Below are 17,589 nucleotides of genomic sequence, written 5' to 3'. Positions count from 1 at the left end.
CAGCGGTACGACACCGGAGCGGACACTGGACCGACCGCCCGTCGGGGCATAGAACGGACGCATGCTCACCATCCGCCGCGAGGAGCCCGACGACGCCGAGGCGATCGCGCGGGTGCACATCCACGGCTGGCAGGCCGGGTACGCCGGCATCATGCCGGCCGAGGTGCTGGTCCGGCTCAACCCGGTGGCCTGGGCGCAACGCCGGCGGGACGTCGGCACGGCCGACCCGGAGCACCCGTTCACCACCCTGCTCGCCGAGATCCACGGGATGCCTGCCGGGTTCACCACCTTCGGGCCGTACCGCAACAACCAGGACCGGGGCGACCTGGACCCGGCGTACGGCGAGGTGCTGGCGATGTACGTCGAGCCGGCGCACTGGGGCGACGGCACCGCGCAGGCCCTGTTCGCCGCCGCCCGCGACGGACTGGCGGCACGCGGCTGGCGGGAGTACCGGCTCTGGGTGCTCGCCGACAACGCCCGCGCCCGCCGGTTCTACGAGCGGGCCGGCCTGTCAGTCGACGGCGAGCGGTCCCGCTACCCGGTGCCGCTGGCCGGTGGCGGTCCCCCGGTGTACCTCGACGAACTGCGCTACACCGGCCGGTTGCCCGGCTGAGCCGGCCGGCCGCCGCCCGACGACGGGATCGACCGGTCCGACGGGGTCGCCGGGCCCGCCGCCGACCGGTGCCGCCCAGGTGCGGATCGGCAGCAGCACCAGCAGCACCAGGCTGATCCAGACGTAGGTGTTGCTGCCCAGGAAGCCGCCGACCCCGGTGAAGTCCTTCTCCCAGGCCCAGACGATCCGGCTGCACAGCAGCGCGTAGGAGACCACCGCGCCGGCCAGCAGCGCGCGCCGCCGCAGGCTGCCGGCGGGCGCGGCGACCGCGTTGTCGACCAGCAGGATCAGCGCCGGAATCAACCAGACCAGGTGGTGCACCCAGGTGACCGGGCTGACCAGGCACATCAGCGCGCCGGTCAGGGCCAGCCCGGTGGCCTCGTCGCCGACCGCCACGGCGGCCCGGCAGCGCCAGCCCCAGACGGCGACGGTGACCAGCACCAGCGCCAGCCAGGCCAGGGTGCTCGGGTGTTCCGGGTCGAGCCGGGCCACCACGCCGCGCAGCGACTGGTTGGACACGAACGCCAACTCGCCCACCCGGTCGGTGTTCCACAGCGCCGACGTCCAGAACTCCCGGGCGGCGTCGGGGAAGAGGGCCGCGGCGAGCAGGGTGGCGGCGGCCGCGGCGACGACGGCGGTGCCGGCGGCCCGGAACCGCCTGGTGATCAGCAGGTAGACGATGAAGACGCCCGGGGTCAGCTTGATCGCGGTGGCCAGCCCGATGCCGACCCCGGCCCACCGGTTGCCGGCCGGCAGCAGCCGCAGCAGGTCCACCGCGACCAGGAACAGCAGCAGCATGTTGACCTGGCCGAAGTTGACCGTCTCCCGCATCGGCTCGAACGCGGCGGCCAGGCAGAGCGCCACCGCCAGGACGAACCACCGGGTCCAGCCGGCCCGCCGGGCCACCGGGTCGAGCAGCCACCAGACCAGCACCGCGCTGACCACCACCGTGGCGGCCACGCTGACGGTGATCGCGGCCGGCCACGGCAGGTACGCCATCGGCAGCATCACCAGGGCGGCGAACGGCGGGTAGGTGAAGCCGTACTGGGTGCCCGGCTTGAGGTAGTCGTAGATCTCGCCGTGGTCGTGCACCCAGAAGTGCAGCGCGCCGTAGTAGACCTTCAGGTCGAAGAAGCCGTGCCGGACGGCCGCCACGGACAGGAACGCGGCCACCGCGACGGCGAGCACCGCCACCGCGACGACCTGCCCGGCCGTCCGCCTGGCCCCCTGCGCCACCGTCGTCTCCCTCGCTGTGGCCTAGGCTTTCGTGCCATGGCTCTGGGGTACGTCCGCCCGGCGCGTCCCGAGGACGCCGCCGAGATCGCCCGTGTGCAGCTCGCGACCTGGCGGGTCGCGTACCGTCGGCTGCTGCCCCGGCACGTGCTCGACAACCTGGACGAGGCGTGGCTCGCCCGGCGGTGGAGCGCGGCGGTGCAGGAGCCGCCCTCGGCCGCGCACCGGGTGCTCGTCGCCGTGGAACAGGCCGAGCAATCCTATCTGGTGGGGTTCGCGGCTTCCGGGCCGGCGGACGCCGAGGCGCTCGCCCCGGGCGAGCCGGCCACGGCACTGGGCGCCGGGGTGGTCGCGGTGACCGACCTGCTGGTCGAGCCGCGCTGGGGTCGGCGCGGGCACGGCAGCCGGCTGCTCGCCGCCGCCGTGGACGCCTGGCGCGGCGACGGGTTCACCCACGCGGTCGCCTGGACGTTCGACGGCGACGAGGCGACCCGTAGGTTCCTCACCAGCACCGGCTGGGAGCCGGACGGCGCGGCCCGCGCGCTGGACGTCGACGACATGCTCGTCCCCCAGGTGCGGCTGCACGTCGCGGTCCCCGCCGAACCGGACGACACGCCCTGACCCGGCCGGTTCTGTCGGCCCGCCCTGGTAGACCGGAGACGGCGGTACGCCACCGACGGTGAGGGAGACGGGCATGTTCCGGGAGACGAAGGCGTTCAGCGGGTTCTCGGCCGACGACACCGACCGGGCCCGGGAGTTCTACGCCGGCACCCTCGACCTGCGGGTGTCGCAGCTCGGCGGCCCCGGTGGGCTGCTGATGCTGCACCTGGCCGGCGACCGGGACGTGGTGGTCTACCCCAAGGCCGACCACGTGCCGGCGACGTTCACGGTGCTCAACTTCCCGGTGACCGACGTCGACCGGGCGGTCGACGAGCTGACCGCGCGGGGGGTGCGGTTCGCGCGCTACCCGGGGCTGCCGCAGGACGACCGGGGGATCATGCGCGACAACGGGCCGACGATCGCCTGGTTCACCGACCCGGCCGGCAACATCCTGTCCGTCATCGAGCAGGAGTGACCCCGCGCCGGGTCAGCGGCGCAGCTCGACGACCAGCTCGTCGTCCTCCACCGCCCCCGTCGGGGTGAAGCCCAGCGAGGCGTAGAGCCGCGCGGCGGCCGTGTTGTCCGGGTGGTACGACAACCGGACGGGGTGCCCGCCGTCCGGCCCGCCCAGCCAGGCGGCGAGGGTGCGTACGGCGGCCCGGCCCACCCCCCGGCCCTGCTCGGCGGCGTCGATCAGCATTCCGCCGATCCACCGCGACCCGTCGTCGTCCACGCCCCACATGACGTGGCCGGCCACGGTTTCGTCGGCGTGGACCGCCAGCGACGTCCACACCTCGGAACGCGAGGTCAACACCAGGTAGCGGGCCGCCAGCGCCGGCACCCACCCCCGCTGGTCGTCGCGGGGGGCCAGGTCGGCCACCGCCCGCCAGTTGTCGTCGTCCACCGGGCGCAGGGTGACCCGCCGCCCGAGCCGATCGGTATGTCCGGAATCCAGCACCGGGGCAGCCTAGGGGCGCACGACGGCACCCGCCAACGAATTCGTCGCCACGCGCACGCCACACCCGACCCGGCACCCGGGCACGGCGGGCGGGCGACGCGGCAGGTCTAGTCGAGCAGGGCGTCCAGGCCGACGGTCAGCCCCGGGCGCTGCCGGACCGCCCGCACCGCCAGCAGCACCCCGGGCATGAACGACACCCGGTCGTACGAGTCGTGCCGGATGGTCAGCGTCTCGCCGAGGGTGCCGAACAGCACCTCCTGGTGGGCGAGCAGGCCGGTGGCGCGGACCGCGTGCACGCGTACCCCGTCGATGTCGGCACCCCGCGCGCCGGACACCTCGTCCCTGGTGGCGTCGGGGGCGGGGCCGAGGCCGGCCTCGGCGCGGGCCTGCGCGACCAGCCGGGCGGTGTGGGTGGCGGTGCCGCTCGGCGCGTCGAGCTTGCGCGGATGGTGCTGCTCGATGATCTCCACGGACTCGAAGTGCCGGGCCGCGCGGGCGGCGAACTGCATCATCAACACCGCGCCGATGCCGAAGTTGGGGGCGATCACCACCCCGACGTCGGGCCGGTCGGCCAGCCAGCCGCGCACCTGCTCCAGCCGCTGCCCGGTGAAGCCGGTGGTGCCGACCACCGCGTGCACGCCCCGCTCGATGCACCAGCGCAGGTTGTCCATGACCGCGTCCGGGGTGGTGAAGTCGACGACCACCTCGGCGGAGGCGGCGGCGGACAGCTCGTCGCCCTGGTCGACGGCGGCCACCAGCGCCAGGTCGTCGGCCCCGTCGACCGCCCGGCACACCTCGGCGCCCATCCGGCCCCGGGCACCCAGCACGCCGACCCGGACCGCCCCGCCCGGAACCTTCTCCTGCTCGTCAGTCACGCGGCACAACCTATCCCAATCGGGACGCGGGCCACCGCCGGACCACCACCGTCCCACCGGCCGGTCCCGGTACGCGCTCCGGACCCGGCCGCAGCCCACCCGGACGCCGGCGGGTCGGACCGCCGCCGGGACGACCCGGCGGCGGGTGGCGGGGGCGGGCTCAGCCGGCGAAGTCGTGCTCGCCGAACGGGCCGACCACCGCCAGCGACATCGGCCGGCCCAGCAGCTCGGCGGCCAGGGTGTTCACGTCGGCCACGGTCACCGCGTCGACCCGGGCCAGCAGCTCGTCCACCGGCATCAGGTCGCCGTAGAGCAGCTCACCCTTGGCCAGCCGGCTCATCCGGGAGCCGGTGTCCTCCAGGCCCAGCACGAACGAGCCCTTGCTCATCCCCTTGCCCCGGGCCACCTCCGCCTCGGTGAGCCCGTCGGCGGCCACCCGGGCCAGCTCGGCACGGGTCAACCGGAGCACCTCGTCGACCTTGCCCGGCGCGCAGCCGGCGTAGACGGCGAACAGGCCGCTGTCGGCGTACTGGCTGGCGTAGGAGTAGACCGAGTAGGCCAGGCCACGCCGTTCGCGGATCTCCTGGAACAGCCGGCTGGACATGCCGCCGCCGAGGACGTTGTTGAGCACCCCGAGGGCGAACCGCCGCTCGTCGACCCGGTCGATGCCGGGGCAGCCGAGGATGACGTGCGCCTGCTCGGTCTCCTTCGGCTCGACCAGGACGGCGGCCGGCTTCGTGCGTACCGCCGGGGTGTTGCGCCGGGGCGTGCCCGGTGCGGCCGGGTCGGTGTCCAGCGGGGTGCCGCGCAGCGCCTGACGGACCAGCCGGACCACGGTGGCGTGGTCGAGGTTGCCGGCGGCGGCGACGACGATCTGCGGCGCGGTGTAGCGGCGGCGGTAGAAGCTCTGGATCTGCCGGCGGGTCATCGGGGTGACCGTCTCCTCGGTGCCGGAGATCAGCCGGCCGAGAGGATGGTCGCCGTAGACGGCGCGGGCGAACAGGTCGTGCACCTCGTCGCCGGGCTCGTCGTCGTGCATGGCGATCTCTTCGAGGATGACCCCGCGTTCGGTCTCCACGTCGGCCGGCTCCAGCAGCGAGTCGGCGACCGCGTCGCACATCACGTCGATGGCCAGCGGCAGGTCCTCGTCGAGCACCCGCGCGTAGTAGCAGGTGTATTCCTTGGTGGTGAAGGCGTTGGTCTCGCCACCCACCGCCTCGATCTCGGCGGAGATCTCCAGCGCGGTGCGCTTGTGGGTGCCCTTGAACAGCAGGTGTTCCAGGAAGTGCGCGGCACCGGCCTGGGGGCCCGTCTCGTCCCGCGAGCCGACCGTGACCCAGATGCCGAACGAGACGCTGCGCATCGTCGGGATCGCCTCGGTGAGCACCCGCAGCCCGCTCGGCAGCACGGTCCGCCGTACGGTGCCGCCCAGCGGGTCGTCACTGATCGTGCGGGTGACCGCCCGGGACGTCGCACCGGCACGGCCCGGTTGCGCCCCGGTGGCGTGCCGTCCGGCGTCGGGCGACGCCACCGGCCGTCGACCAGAGGGAAACGACGAACGCTGGGCCCGACTCACGGAAACCTGCTCTCGGTGCGACGAGGGGTGGAGGGAACACACCGGCCGGGTGACGACGACGTCGTCACCCGGCCGGTCACTGCTCAGCTGTGCCGGGTACGCCGACGCGGACGCTCGCCGCCGTCGCCGCCCTCGCCGCCACCCGGGCCGCGCTCGCCGCGCTCCGGCGCCCGACCACCCCGGTCGCCGCCCCGGTCACCGCGGTCACGCGGACCCCGGTCACCGCCCCGGCCGGCCGGCCGGTCGCCACCGGCGGCCTCGCCCGCGGCCGGCGCCTCGGCACCCTCCGGCCGGACCTTGTCCAGGTAGATCTTGCCGCGGGCGTCGATGTCCGCGATCTCCACCTCGACCTTGTCGCCGACGTTGAGGAAGTCCTCGACCCGCTCGACCCGCTTGCCGTCGCCCACCTTGGAGATGTGCAGCAGGCCGTCGCGGCCGGGCAGCAGCGAGATGAACGCGCCGAACGCGGCGGTCTTGACCACCGTGCCGAGGAACCGCTCGCCGGCCTTGGGCAGGGTCGGGTTGGCGATCCCGTTGATCCGGTCCACGGCGGCCTGCGCCGACGGGCCGTTGGTCGCGCCGACGTAGATCGTGCCGTCGTCCTCGATGGAGATCTCGGCGCCGGTCTCGTCCTGGATGGCGTTGATGGTCTGCCCCTTCGGGCCGATCACCATGCCGATCTTGTCCACCGGGATCTTGACGGTGGTGACCCGGGGCGCGTAGTCCGACATCTCGGCCGGGGCCTCGATCGCCGCCTGCATCACCCCGAGGATGGTCTGCCGGGCCTCGTTCGCCTGCTGGAGCGCGGCGGCGAGCACGTCCGACGGGATGCCGTTGAGCTTGGTGTCGAGCTGGAGCGCGGTGACGTACTCCGGCGTGCCGGCGACCTTGAAGTCCATGTCACCGAACGCGTCCTCGGCACCGAGGATGTCGGTAAGCGTCACGTACTGGGTCTTGCCGTCCACCTCGTCGGAGATCAGGCCCATCGCGATGCCGGCCACCGGCGCCTTGAGCGGCACACCGGCCGACAGCAGCGCCAGCGTCGAGGCGCAGACCGACCCCATCGAGGTCGAGCCGTTGGAGCCGAGCGCCTCGGAGACCTGCCGGATGGCGTACGGGAACTCCTCGCGCGACGGCAGCACCGGCAGCAGCGCCCGCTCGGCCAGCGCGCCGTGGCCGATCTCCCGCCGCTTCGGCGAGCCGACCCGGCCGGTCTCCCCGGTCGAGTACGGCGGGAAGTTGTAGTTGTGCATGTAACGCTTGCGGTTCTCCGGGGAGAGGGTGTCCACCATCTGCTCCATGCGCAGCATGTTCAGCGTGGTGACGCCGAGGATCTGGGTCTCGCCCCGCTCGAACAGCGCGGAACCGTGCACCCGGGGCAGCACGCCGACCTCGGCGGTGAGCGGCCGGATGTCGCGCGGCCCGCGGCCGTCGATGCGGACCTGCTCGCGCAGCACCCGGTTGCGGACCTCGGACTTGGTCAGCGAACGGAAGGCGGCGGAGAGTTCCTTCTCCCGGCCCTCGAACCGGCCGGTCAGCTCCTCGGCGACCTTGGCCTTGACCCGGTCCAGGGCCTCCTCGCGGTCGGCCTTGCCGGCGATCTGGAGCGCCTCGGCCACCTCGGCGCGGACCAGGTCGGCCACCGCCTGGTAGACGTCGTCCTGATAGTCCAGGAAGACCGGGAACTCGGTGACCGGCTTCGCGGCCACCTCGGCCAGCTCGCTCTGCGCGCGGCACAGCTCGCGGATGGCCGGCTTGGCGGCCTCCAGGCCGCTGGCGACGATCTCCTCGGTCGGGGCGGTCGCGCCGCCCGCGATCAGGGTCACCGCGTGCGGGGTCGCCTCGGCCTCGACCATCATGATCGCGACGTCGCCGTCCTCGAGGGCGCGGCCGGCCACCACCATGTCGAAGGTGGCGCGGGCCAGCTCCTCCAGGGTCGGGAACGCCACCCACTGGCCCTCGACGTGGGCCACCCGGGTCGCCCCGATCGGGCCGGAGAACGGCAGGCCGGACAGCTTCGTCGACATCGAGGCCGCGTTGATGGCGACCACGTCGTACGGGTGCTGCGGGTCGAGCGCGAGGACGGTCTCGACGACCTGGACCTCGTTGCGCAGGCCCTTGACGAACGACGGGCGCAGCGGCCGGTCGATCAGCCGGCAGGTGAGGATCGCGTCCTCGCTGGGCCGGCCCTCACGGCGGAAGAACGAGCCGGGGATGCGGCCCGCGGCGTACATCCGCTCCTCGACGTCGACGGTCAGCGGGAAGAAGTCGAACTGCTCCTTCGGGTGCTTACCGGCGGTGGTGGCGGAGAGGACGACCGTCTCGCCGAGCTGGGCGATGACGGAGCCGGCGGCCTGGCGGGCCAGCCGGCCGGTGGAGAAGGTGATCTCACGGGTGCCGAAGGACCCGTTGTCGATCACGGCGGTGCGGGATTCGGTGCCGAGGTTGGTCTCGGTCATGTGCGGCGGTACTCCTTCGCGTCGTGGGCCCACGACACCGGAGCTGCTCAGACGGCCGGTCTTCGATCGAAGCGCCCGGGTGGCCGGCAGGTTGCCGGGATGCCCGGGGGCCACTACCGGAGACCGGTACGCTGACCGGCTCCCTCTCGGGTGGTCGCGCGGCCCTCTTCTTCTGGTGGTGCGCGGAACGGGGGAGCGGCCAGGCGGCCGCTCCCCCGTCACGTCATCGGCGCAGGCCGAGCCGCTCGATCAGCGACCGGTAGCGGTTGATGTCCTTCTTCTGGACGTAGTTGAGCAGCCGACGGCGCCGACCGACCAGCAGCAGCAGCCCACGGCGGCTGTGGTGGTCGTGCTTGTGCACCTTCAGGTGCTCGGTCAGCTCCGCGATCCGCTTGGTGAGGACCGCGACCTGCACCTCAGGCGAACCGGTGTCGCCCTCGGCGGTCGCGTACTCCGAGCGGATCTTGGCCTTGGCTTCCTGGTCGAGCGCCATGTTCTCCCTGTTTCGGTGGGTTGACAACTGGTGTCCGTCGTTCGGGTCCGCGTGGACCGGAGACGGACGAACCTCGCACCCGCGGCGTCGTGCAGGCACGCGAGGCCCCGCGTCGGTCATCCGACGTCACCGCCACACTACCAGCCCGTCGCGGAACCGCCCGGTCAAGGCCCACGCGGCGGGCGTCGGCGGCCCGTCGACCCCGCCCGCCGGGCCGGTCAGGCGACCGCCAGGCGGGTCCGCGCGACGTCCTCGGCCATCTGCGCCAGCAGCGGCTCGATCGCGTCGTACCGGATCTGGCCGCGCAGGTGGGCGGCGAAGTCGAGGGCGACGTGCTCGCCGTACAGGTCGCCGGCGAAGTCCAGCACGTGTGCCTCGACCCGGCGCTCCCGGCCGTCGAACGTCGGGTTGGTGCCGATCGAGATGGCCGCCGGCAGCCGCTCGACGCCCCCGCGCACCAGCCAGCCGGCGTACACCCCGTCGGCGGGCACCGCCGCGTGCGGCGGGCAGCGCAGGTTGGCGGTGGGGAAGCCCAGCTCCCGGCCGCGCTGGTCGCCCAGCACCACCACCCCTTCGAGCCGGTGCGGCCGGCCGAGCACGGCGGTCGCCGCCGCCACGTCCCCGGCCTCGATCCGGGCCCGGACGTACGTCGAGGAGAAGACCGTGCCGTCGGCGGCGACCAGCGGGGCGTTCTCCACCACGAAGCCGTGGGTGCGGCCGAGCTGTTCGAGCAGCGCCACGTTCCCGGCGGCCCGGTGCCCGAACCGGAAGTTGTCCCCCACCACGACCAGCGCCGCGTGCAGGTGCTCGACCAGGATGTCGTGCACGAACGCCTCGGCCGGCAGCCGGGACAGCTCGGCGGTGAACGGCACCACGCACAGCACGTCGACCCCGAGCGCCCCGATCAGCTCCGCCTTGCGGATGGGCTCGGTGAGCACGGCCGGGTGTGCGCCGGGGCGGACCACCTCGGCGGGGTGCGGGTCGAAGGTCACCACCACCGACCGTACGCCCAGCTCACGGGCCCGCGCCACGGCGTGCCCGATGGTCGCCTGGTGACCCCGGTGCACGCCGTCGAAGACGCCGATGGTGACGACCGACCGCCCCCAGTCACCGGGTGCCGCCTCGTACCCCCGCCACCGCTGCATGCCGCTCCTTCCCTGCTCCACCACTGACCGGCTCACACCCGTACCCACCGCCGCCGGCCGTGCCGGCCGTCGTCCCCGCGCCCGTCGTCCCCGCCGCGCCGTCCCGCGGCCCGGTCAGGCCGGGGCGAGCACGATCTCCGCGCGGGCCCGGCCGTCCCGCTCGCTGACGATAGCGATCAGGCCGCCGTCCGGTCCGAAGACGGCGTACGGTCCGGCGATGCCCACCGGGTCCAGCGGGCCGCCGTGGGAGAGCACCTTCGCCTCGTCGGCGCTGGCCTGCCGACGGGAGAAGTACCTGTCGGCGGCGGTGTCGAGGGGCAGGGTGACCACCTCGGGGGCGCGCTGCTCCAGCGCCGCGAGGGTCGCCGACTCGGCCAGGGTGAAACTGCCCACAGCGGTACGCCGCAGCGCGGTGAGGTGCCCGCCGACGCCGAGCGCCAGGCCCGCGTCCCGGGCCAGCGCCCGGATGTACGTCCCGGAGGAGCAGGTGACGTCGATGTCCACGTCGATCACGTCCGGGGTGTCCCGGCGGATCGCCGACACGTCGAGCCGGGAGACGGTGACCCGCCGGGCGGGCAACTCGACCTGCTCACCGTCCCGGACCCGCTTGTACGCCCGCTCTCCGTTGATCTTGATGGCGCTCACCGCGCTGGGCACCTGGTCGATCTCGCCGGTCAACGGCACGAACGCGGCCCGGATCGCGGCGTCGGTCAGCGCGCCGGCCGGCGTGGTCCCGATCACGTCGCCCTCGGCGTCGTCGGTGACCGTGGACTGGCCGAGCCGGACCGTCGCGGTGTAGCTCTTGCCCGCCCCGATCACGTACGTCAACAGCCGGGTGGCCCGGCCCACCCCGATCACCAGCACCCCGGTAGCCATCGGGTCGAGGGTGCCCCCGTGCCCGACCCGACGGGTACGGGCCAACCGGCGGATGCGCGCCACCACGTCGTGCGACGTCATGCCGCCAGGCTTGTCGACCACGATCAGACCGTCACCGTTCACGACCGCCAAGCCTGCCAGACGGGTCCATCCCGCCCGCCACCGCACGGCACAATGCTCGTCGCGCCACGAGCCCTCCGTCACCCGTCAGGAGCCGCATGACCACGCCGCCGCCGCCCGAACACCGTGCCCGGGTCGAACTCCCCGAGTGGATGCGTCACCCGGAGCCGCCCCGTCGTACCCTCGGCCGGCGGTTGTCCGAGCTGGTCGAGGCCGTGCCGACGCTCCGCCGGGCCCGGCTGTCGCTCTGGCGGTGGCGCGACCGCAGCCGATTCAGCGAACGTCACCCGGTGGTCGCCGGGATCGTCTCGTTCGTGCTGGTGGCGACGCTGGCCAGCCTGCTGGTCGGCGGCGCGCTCTACCTGTTCGCCCGGATGCGCGCCGGCACCCTCTGAGCCCGTGGCCCCCCACCCCGGGCCAGTCCTCGCCCGTGGCCCCGGACGGGACAGCGCCGCGACCGCCCGGGTGCGAGGATCATGCGCCCCCTTCCCGTCCGACCCAGGGAACACCGCGTGACCCACGACCCGACACCCACTGACCCACCCCCCGACAGGGCGGCGGTCGCCACCGCGGACGAGCCGGTCCGGATTCCGTCCTGGATGCGGGAACCCGAGGTGGAGCACGAGTTGACCCGCTCGGAACGGCTCCGGCTGCGTTGGGGTCGGTACGGCGGCACGCTGCTGGGCGCGGTGGGCGTCCTGCTGGTGCTGGTGCTGGTCGGCGGGCTCGCCCTGGGCGGGTTCCGCTTCGTCCAACGGGCGCACGACGGCGCACCGCTGCTCCCCCGCCCCGGTGGCGCGTCGCCGCCCGCTCCCCGGCCGACCGACGCCAGCGGCAACAGTCTCGGCCCGTTCGTCGCCACCCCGGCCGAGGCGTACGCCGAGGGCGCGGCGGCCGTCGTGCCGCCCGCCGCCCACCGGACCGGGCCGTTCACCGCCGAGCAGGTCACCGACGCGCTGGCGCGGGTCCGTCGGGCACTGGTCGAGGGGCGGGTGGAACCCCGGATGCTGGACGGCGATCCGGACGGGTTCCTCGCCGTGCTCGCCCCGCAGAACCGCGACTCCGTCCGTCGGGACCTGGCCTCCGGCAGCAGCCTCGGCTTCGCCAGCCGGATCGCCGACCGCGCCGACCCGGGGCTGGACCGCGACGAGCAGGTGCGTGGCCGGGGCACCATCACGTACCGGTCCACCACCGCCGCCAGCGGGGTACGGGCGTTGGAGGTCACCACCCGGTTCGTCTGGGCCTACCCGTTCGACCTGTGGCGTCCCCAGGCGTACCGGCCGGGCGCGGAGCTGGTCACCCTGCGCGACGAGGTGGTGTGGCTGGTGCCGTACCCGGACGACGTCGGGCCGGCCGGGCGTGGTCTCTGGCTCGACTCGGCCCGGATCACCCTGCAGAACGCCGACTGCCCGGCGATGCGGCGGGGTTTCCTGGCGCTGGCCGAGGCCGAACCGCTGCGTCGTCGGACCGCGCCGGCCCCGACGGGCGACGTCTACGACGAGAGCTGGCGGGCCGGCGACGGCGAGGAGTGCTGACCGGCGATCGCGGTGCTCCGGCCGGAAACCGTCGCAGCACGGCCGTCAGCGCACCGCGCCGACCACCGCCCACCTGCCGGACCGCAGCCGCAGCAGCACGCCGACGAGCCGGATCACCACGAGCAGGGTGAGGCCGGCCCAGATGCCGCCCAGACCGAGGTCGAACGCGTAGGAGAGCCAGATCGCCGGCAGGAAGCCGCCGACCGCCGCGACCACTGTCAGGTTGCGCAGGTAGCGGATGTCGCCGGCGCCGATGAGCACGCCGTCGAGGGCGAACACCACCCCGGCGAACGGTTGCATCGCCACGAACCAGGGCCACGCCACCATCGCCTGCTCGCGTACCTCGGGATCGGAGCTGAACAGGGACGGCACGACGCCGGCCCCGGCGGCGATGAGCACCGCGAAGGCCACCCCGCACACGCCGCCGAGCAGCGCGAACCGGCGGGCCAGGGCACGCGCGCCGGCGGCGTCGCCCGCGCCCAGTGTCGCGCCGATCAACGCCTGCGCGGCGATCGCCAACGCGTCGAGCAGCAGCGCGGTGAAGAACCACAGTTGCAGCGCGATCTGGTGGGCGCCCACGGAGGCGGCGCCGAACCGGGCGGCGACGGCGGTGGCGGACAGGAAGCTGGCCTGGAAGGCGAGCCCCCGGATGAGCAGGTCCCGGCTGAGCACCAACTGCTGGCGGATCAGCGCCGGCCGGGGCCGCACGCCCACCCGCTCCCGCAGCAGCGCCCCGACGAAGAGGGCACCCGAGACGGTCTGGGCGATCGCGTTGGCCACCGCCGAGCCGGTCACCCCGAGCCCGGCGGGGTACACCAGCAGGGGGCAGAGCAGTGCGGAGAGCAGGTTCGGCCCGAGCACGAACAGCAGCGGGCGGCGGGTGTCCTGGATGCCGCGCAACCAGCCGTTGCCGGCGGCGGCCAGCAGCAGGCCGGGCGCGCCGAGGGCCGCGATCCGCAGCCACTGCCCGGCGGTGTCGGCCACCTCGCCACCACCACCGGCGAGGGTACGCGCCAGCGCGTCGCCGCCGAACTGCATGCCGACGGCGACCAGCACGCCCACCCCGAAGGCCAACCAGGACGCCTGGACGCCCTCGGCCAGCGCCGCAGCCCGGTCACCGGCACCGAACCGGCGGGCCGCCCGCCCCGTGATGCCGTACGCCAGCACGGTGCCGAGCCAGGCGGTGAGCGTCAGCACCGTGCCGCCGACGGCGAGCGCGGCCAGCGGAACCCGGCCCAGGTGCCCCACGACGGCGGTGTCGACCAGCACGTAGAGCGGTTCGGCCGCGAGCACCACCAGGGCGGGCAGGGCGAGCGCGGCGATCCGGCGCGGCGAGGCGAGCGCGGTGGCGGTGGCGGTGGACTGGCTCATCGCCGCCGATCCTGGCATGCCTGCGGTAAGGAACGCAAGCCTGGGCATCACTTACCGGACGGTGACCGACGGAACCGGCCCGGCGAACCCGCGTTCGCGGGGTCGGGCTCGTGGTGGCGGAGTGGTGCGGCGGGGTGTTCCGGCTGGGCGGGTTCAGCGGGCCGGGTTTCGCAGGGCCTCGGCCAGGCCCGAAGGGTCGGGTTCAGCCCGGCGTGGTCGAGGCAGGCCGACCCGGCAGGGCAGACGCGGGCCGAGCCGACCGTGCTGAGGTGGACCGGGCCGGCTCCGGACACGGCCGGGCCGGCCGGTGCGGATGCAGCACGATCGACTGGCGGGCGGCCCCGCGGGCGTCCCGGTCGCCGCAGGTCGAACACGACCCGGCCGAGCGACCTCTGGAAACCGCCCTCACCGGGCAGCTCGAAACACGGCGTGAGCCGGGCGATCTCTGGACACCACAGGGCCGGGGTCGACTGAGCCGGGCTCGGAGCGGGCCGCCCTCGTACACCGCCGGGCCGGTTGGTCACGGCCTGACCCGGCTCGGCCTGGCCGCGCTGAACGCGGCCGGAGCCGGGGCCGGGGGTGGAACCGAGCGCAGCCGGGGCCGGGTAGAGCCGAGCACCCAGCCGGTGCCGGGCCGGGCCGAACCCGGCCGACGCCAGGGTGGGGACGACCCAGAGCAGGCGCTACGGCCGAGTCGGGCTGCACCTGGGCCGGGGCCGAGCCTGGCGGACGCCGGGGCTCCGGCCCGGGGCCGAGTCGGGTGGGGCGAGCGAGAACGTGCCGGGGCGACCACGACCACCGGGGCCAGGCTGAGTCGGAACTCAGCCGGGCGGCGGGGTCACCGCTGGTACGGCAGGGTCACTGACGGGTGTCCATCGAGGTCTGCAACGCGCGGCGCATCTGCTCGCGGGCCTCGTCGGTGGTCTCGGTCTTGGGCTTGGTCGCCATGGCGGTGTCCTTCCAGGGTGCGGACCACCGAACAGGTGGCCCGGACGGGCGGTCCTGCTGAGCGCCGGGAAGGCAGCCCGGGATCACCGGAGCGGCTCGCCTGGCAGCGTGAGCCCGGGTCGGTCAGACCCTGGAGGGAGGCAGCACCGGGTGTGGCACCACCGCCCGCGACCTGCGTCGCGGCGCGACGTCGGCCCCTCCCAAGTTAACGTTTACTTTCCACATGCTGCCCACTCTTCCCGTCATCTGGACGACCCGTGCACGGCGCTCCGAACACGGCCGAACCGGCCGGGCCCGGCGTAGGACGAGGGCCGGGCGGTCGAACCAGCCGGAGGTGCGACACCCGACGACCCGGACCAGGCACGAACCGAACTGGACGGACCGCACCCGCACCGGGTGGGAGAGATCGGCCCGGTCTCAGCCACCGAACACCGGGCAGAACGGCAGGAGGCCGCCGACGCCCGGACGGTGGAGGCGGTCAGCGGGCCAGGAAGTGCCAGCCGAGCCACCACCAGAACCCGAACACGCCGATCCGGCCGACCGGCACCGGACCGACCTCGTACCGCATGACGTAGGCGCAGACGTCGCCCAGTGACGGAATCCGGGAGCCCTCCCGGCGGGCGGCCCACTCGACGGCCGCGAAGAGCACCAGCGATGCGAGGAAGCCGCTGATGGCGAGGGTGCGCATCATCGCCGTACCAGCCCCCAGAATGCGGCCAGCCAGGCGAACCAGGCCGCCGAGCGGACCAGTTGGTCCTCCAGCAGCGGATCGGCCAGGCGGGAGAAGGTGGGGAACTCGTCGCCGACCGCCATGACGAAGGTGGCCCCTTCGAGCACCCCGAACAGCGCCGCCGGCAGCAGCCACCAGACGGTGCCCCGGCCCAGCCGGCGCGGTGCCGGCCGACGCTGCACCCGGTTGCCGAGGCCGAGCCAGATCAGTGCGCCGCCGGTGCCCAGCGTCCAGATGTTGGCCTGTGCCGAGAACGACGGGAACTGCCCACCGACCAGGGAGAGGCAGGCCAGCACCGGCACGGTGACCACCGGCCTGTCCCAGGCGCGGGGGACGTCCATGGCGATCTCGTGCGGCTGCTCCATCGTCCGATTCTCCCCGGGGTCACCGTGTGCGGGAAGACCGACACCCGTCGGCGTGGGCGGGGCCACCCGTCAGCGCACCTGCCAACTCCACCCTGATCCGGGCGATGACCTGCTCGGCGTCGCCCGATCCGGTGAAGCCGGCGGCGAAGCGGTGACCTCCGCCACCCAACGCCACCGCCACCGCGCTGACGTCGACGGCGCCCTTGCTGCGCATCGACACCGCCCACTCGACCGGCCCGACCTGCTTGAGCACGCACGCGACGTCCGCCTCGGCGGTGCAGCGGACCGAGTCGATCAGCGACTCCAACACGTACGGCTGCTGGTCGTGCCGGGCCAGGTCGTCGAGGGTGGCGTCGGTCCAGACCAGGCCGTGACCGGCGGCGGCCTCCGGTTCGAGGCGGGCCCGCCCCAGCACCTCGCCGAAGAGCCGGACCGCGCCGAACGGCCGGGTGTCGAAGACCTCGCGGGAGATGTCACCGGGGTGCAGGCCGGTGGCGAGCAGCCGGGCGGCGAGCCGGTGCACCTCGGGGGTGGTGGCCGCGAACCGGAACGAGCCGGTGTCGGTGGTCAGCGCGACGTAGAGACCCGTCGCGATCTCGGCGTCCAGCGGCACGTCGAGCCGGGAGAGCAACTGTTCGGCGACGACCGAGGTCGCCGCCGCCGTCGGGTCGACCAGGTGTACCGCGCCGAAGCCGGTGTTCGAGGCGTGGTGGTCGAGGACGATCGAGGTGCCGGCGGTGTCGAGCCGGTCGACCAGGTCACCGAGCCGCGACTCGCTCGCGGCGTCGAAGCAGACCACCAGATCCGGGTCCGGGTACGCCTCGTCCGCCGGTACGAGCAGGTCGAGGCCCGGCAGCCAGCGGAACGGCTCCGGCACCTCGGGAGGCCCCGGGAAGGTGGCCTGCAACCGGTGTACGCCGAGCCGGCGCAGCCCCAGCCCGAAGCCGAGCATGCTGCCCAGCGCGTCGCCGTCCGGGTTGACGTGACAGATCAGCAGCACCCGGGCGTCGGCCGGCAGGCCACGTACCGCCGCGACGGCGGCAGCCCAGTCGTCCTCGCCGGGGCCGGCGGACGGTGACCCGGTACGGAGCTCGTCGGCCGTGCCCGGGGCGGCCGTCACCGCCGGTCCGTCGTTGACGTGTCGGTGGCGGCGTCGTCGTCCTCGTCGTCCTCGTCGTCGACCCGGTACGGCTGGGCGTCGCCGGCGTACTTGGCCTGGGCGGCCAGCCGCTGCACCTCGGCGTCGGCGTGCCGGGCCTGGGCGAGCAGGTCGTCGATCTGCTTGACCTGGTCCTGCACGTCGTCGAGGACGAAGGTCAGCGAGGGCGAGTGACGCAGCCCGAGGGCCTTGCCGACGGTGCTGCGCAGCATGCCCTTGGCACTCTCCAGCGCGGCGGCGGTGCTGGCCTGGGCCGTCGCGTCACCGAGGACGGTGTAGAAGACGGTGGCGTCACGCAGGTCGGCGGTGATCCGGGCGTCGGTGATGGTGATCATCCCGAGCCGGGGGTCCTTGATCTGGCTCCGCACCACCGAGGCGACCAGTTCGCGAATCCGCTCGGCGTGCCGGCGAACCTTGGCCGGATCAGTCATGTCCCCCACCTCCAGGGCGTTCCTTCCGCGGCCGGAGCGGTGACGCGGGCGTCACCGGGACCAACCACCCAACACCTCGAACACTACCCGCGCGCCACCCCC

At 74.0% G+C, this 17,589-nt stretch carries 18 protein-coding genes; 5 read left to right on the top strand and 13 right to left on the bottom strand.

What is annotated here, in order from left to right; all coding sequences use genetic code 11:
- The first annotated feature begins 61 nt into the window (after positions 1-61).
- Positions 62-613, top strand: coding sequence for a GNAT family N-acetyltransferase (locus B5D80_RS20775; protein ID WP_088645581.1), 552 nt, complete (start codon positions 62-64; stop codon positions 611-613).
- On the opposite strand, the gene B5D80_RS20770 is transcribed toward B5D80_RS20775, so the two are convergent.
- Positions 512-1,849, bottom strand: coding sequence for a glycosyltransferase 87 family protein (locus B5D80_RS20770; RefSeq protein WP_088645580.1), 1,338 nt, complete (start codon positions 1,847-1,849; stop codon positions 512-514). The two genes, B5D80_RS20775 and B5D80_RS20770, sit on opposite strands and share 102 nt — an antisense overlap.
- A 36-nt stretch (positions 1,850-1,885) precedes the next feature.
- On the opposite strand from B5D80_RS20770, the gene B5D80_RS20765 reads away from it, so the two are divergent.
- Both B5D80_RS20765 and B5D80_RS20760 read left to right on the top strand, forming a co-directional pair.
- Positions 1,886-2,467, top strand: coding sequence for a GNAT family N-acetyltransferase (locus B5D80_RS20765; protein WP_088645579.1), 582 nt, complete (start codon positions 1,886-1,888; stop codon positions 2,465-2,467).
- 73 nt (positions 2,468-2,540) lie between these two features.
- Positions 2,541-2,921 carry a VOC family protein gene (locus B5D80_RS20760; RefSeq protein WP_088645578.1) on the top strand — a complete coding sequence of 127 codons (381 nt, stop codon included), beginning with the start codon at positions 2,541-2,543 and terminating at the stop codon, positions 2,919-2,921.
- Between the two features lie 12 nt (positions 2,922-2,933).
- Here the strand turns inward: B5D80_RS20760 and B5D80_RS20755 are convergent, their stop codons facing one another.
- The 7 genes from B5D80_RS20755 to truB form a co-directional block, all read right to left on the bottom strand.
- A complete protein-coding gene (locus B5D80_RS20755; protein WP_088645577.1) occupies positions 2,934-3,404 on the bottom strand; it encodes a GNAT family N-acetyltransferase in 471 nt (156 codons plus the stop codon).
- 107 nt (positions 3,405-3,511) lie between these two features.
- Positions 3,512-4,279, bottom strand: coding sequence for a 4-hydroxy-tetrahydrodipicolinate reductase (dapB, locus tag B5D80_RS20750; RefSeq protein ID WP_088645576.1), 768 nt, complete (start codon positions 4,277-4,279; stop codon positions 3,512-3,514).
- Between the two features lie 160 nt (positions 4,280-4,439).
- Positions 4,440-5,810, bottom strand: coding sequence for a M16 family metallopeptidase (locus tag B5D80_RS20745; protein ID WP_088645575.1), 1,371 nt, complete (start codon positions 5,808-5,810; stop codon positions 4,440-4,442).
- 128 nt (positions 5,811-5,938) lie between these two features.
- A complete protein-coding gene (locus B5D80_RS20740; RefSeq protein WP_088645574.1) occupies positions 5,939-8,314 on the bottom strand; it encodes a polyribonucleotide nucleotidyltransferase in 2,376 nt (791 codons plus the stop codon).
- Between the two features lie 223 nt (positions 8,315-8,537).
- On the bottom strand, positions 8,538-8,807 hold the full coding sequence (gene rpsO / locus B5D80_RS20735) for a 30S ribosomal protein S15 (RefSeq protein ID WP_067302624.1): 270 nt from the start codon (positions 8,805-8,807) through the stop codon (positions 8,538-8,540).
- Between the two features lie 218 nt (positions 8,808-9,025).
- Positions 9,026-9,952, bottom strand: a complete 927-nt coding sequence (locus B5D80_RS20730; protein WP_088645573.1) for a bifunctional riboflavin kinase/FAD synthetase — start codon at positions 9,950-9,952, stop codon at positions 9,026-9,028.
- A 114-nt stretch (positions 9,953-10,066) separates the two neighbouring features.
- A complete protein-coding gene (gene truB, locus B5D80_RS20725; protein ID WP_088645625.1) occupies positions 10,067-10,951 on the bottom strand; it encodes a tRNA pseudouridine(55) synthase TruB in 885 nt (294 codons plus the stop codon).
- Positions 10,952-11,046: 95 nt separating this feature from the next.
- Between truB and B5D80_RS20720 the strand changes: the two genes are divergently transcribed.
- Together B5D80_RS20720 and B5D80_RS20715 are read left to right on the top strand one after the other, a co-directional pair.
- The gene (locus B5D80_RS20720) at positions 11,047-11,343 is read left to right on the top strand and encodes a hypothetical protein (RefSeq protein ID WP_088645572.1); all 297 of its coding nucleotides are present in this window, start codon (positions 11,047-11,049) and stop codon (positions 11,341-11,343) included.
- Positions 11,344-11,460: 117 nt separating this feature from the next.
- On the top strand, positions 11,461-12,483 hold the full coding sequence (locus B5D80_RS20715) for a hypothetical protein (RefSeq protein WP_088645571.1): 1,023 nt from the start codon (positions 11,461-11,463) through the stop codon (positions 12,481-12,483).
- Positions 12,484-12,528: 45 nt separating this feature from the next.
- On the opposite strand, the gene B5D80_RS20710 is transcribed toward B5D80_RS20715, so the two are convergent.
- From B5D80_RS20710 to rbfA, 5 genes are all read right to left on the bottom strand, one after another.
- Positions 12,529-13,854, bottom strand: a complete 1,326-nt coding sequence (locus B5D80_RS20710) for an MATE family efflux transporter (protein ID WP_088645570.1) — start codon at positions 13,852-13,854, stop codon at positions 12,529-12,531.
- 1,426 nt (positions 13,855-15,280) lie between these two features.
- On the bottom strand, positions 15,281-15,490 hold the full coding sequence (locus tag B5D80_RS20705; protein WP_194822111.1) for a DUF6186 family protein: 210 nt from the start codon (positions 15,488-15,490) through the stop codon (positions 15,281-15,283).
- Positions 15,490-15,897 carry a hypothetical protein gene (locus B5D80_RS20700; protein WP_088645568.1) on the bottom strand — a complete coding sequence of 136 codons (408 nt, stop codon included), beginning with the start codon at positions 15,895-15,897 and terminating at the stop codon, positions 15,490-15,492. Before B5D80_RS20700 ends, B5D80_RS20705 begins: the two co-directional genes overlap by 1 nt.
- A 19-nt stretch (positions 15,898-15,916) precedes the next feature.
- Positions 15,917-17,017, bottom strand: a complete 1,101-nt coding sequence (locus B5D80_RS20695; protein WP_088645567.1) for a DHH family phosphoesterase — start codon at positions 17,015-17,017, stop codon at positions 15,917-15,919.
- On the bottom strand, positions 17,014-17,487 hold the full coding sequence (gene rbfA / locus B5D80_RS20690) for a 30S ribosome-binding factor RbfA (protein ID WP_088645566.1): 474 nt from the start codon (positions 17,485-17,487) through the stop codon (positions 17,014-17,016). Before rbfA ends, B5D80_RS20695 begins: the two co-directional genes overlap by 4 nt.
- Between the last annotated feature and the right edge of the window lie 102 nt (positions 17,488-17,589).

The organism is Micromonospora wenchangensis (assembly GCF_002210435.1).
In the GTDB taxonomy this organism is placed as follows: Bacteria; Actinomycetota; Actinomycetes; order Mycobacteriales; family Micromonosporaceae; genus Micromonospora; species Micromonospora wenchangensis.
This window is presented reverse-complemented; position numbering and strand designations above follow the sequence as displayed.

What these genes read in the sequence shown, in the direction of transcription:
- B5D80_RS20775 (WP_088645581.1), top strand. Translation starts at nt 62, where the DNA reads ATGCTCACCATCCGCCGCGAGGAGCCCGACGACGCCGAGGCGATCGCG.
- B5D80_RS20765 (WP_088645579.1), top strand. Translation starts at nt 1,886, where the DNA reads ATGGCTCTGGGGTACGTCCGCCCGGCGCGTCCCGAGGACGCCGCCGAG.
- B5D80_RS20760 (WP_088645578.1), top strand. Translation starts at nt 2,541, where the DNA reads ATGTTCCGGGAGACGAAGGCGTTCAGCGGGTTCTCGGCCGACGACACC.
- B5D80_RS20740 (WP_088645574.1), bottom strand. Translation starts at nt 8,314, where the DNA reads ATGACCGAGACCAACCTCGGCACCGAATCCCGCACCGCCGTGATCGAC.
- rpsO (WP_067302624.1), bottom strand. Translation starts at nt 8,807, where the DNA reads ATGGCGCTCGACCAGGAAGCCAAGGCCAAGATCCGCTCGGAGTACGCG.
- B5D80_RS20730 (WP_088645573.1), bottom strand. Translation starts at nt 9,952, where the DNA reads ATGCAGCGGTGGCGGGGGTACGAGGCGGCACCCGGTGACTGGGGGCGG.
- B5D80_RS20720 (WP_088645572.1), top strand. Translation starts at nt 11,047, where the DNA reads ATGACCACGCCGCCGCCGCCCGAACACCGTGCCCGGGTCGAACTCCCC.
- B5D80_RS20710 (WP_088645570.1), bottom strand. Translation starts at nt 13,854, where the DNA reads ATGAGCCAGTCCACCGCCACCGCCACCGCGCTCGCCTCGCCGCGCCGG.
- B5D80_RS20705 (WP_194822111.1), bottom strand. Translation starts at nt 15,490, where the DNA reads ATGCGCACCCTCGCCATCAGCGGCTTCCTCGCATCGCTGGTGCTCTTC.
- B5D80_RS20700 (WP_088645568.1), bottom strand. Translation starts at nt 15,897, where the DNA reads ATGGAGCAGCCGCACGAGATCGCCATGGACGTCCCCCGCGCCTGGGAC.
- rbfA (WP_088645566.1), bottom strand. Translation starts at nt 17,487, where the DNA reads ATGACTGATCCGGCCAAGGTTCGCCGGCACGCCGAGCGGATTCGCGAA.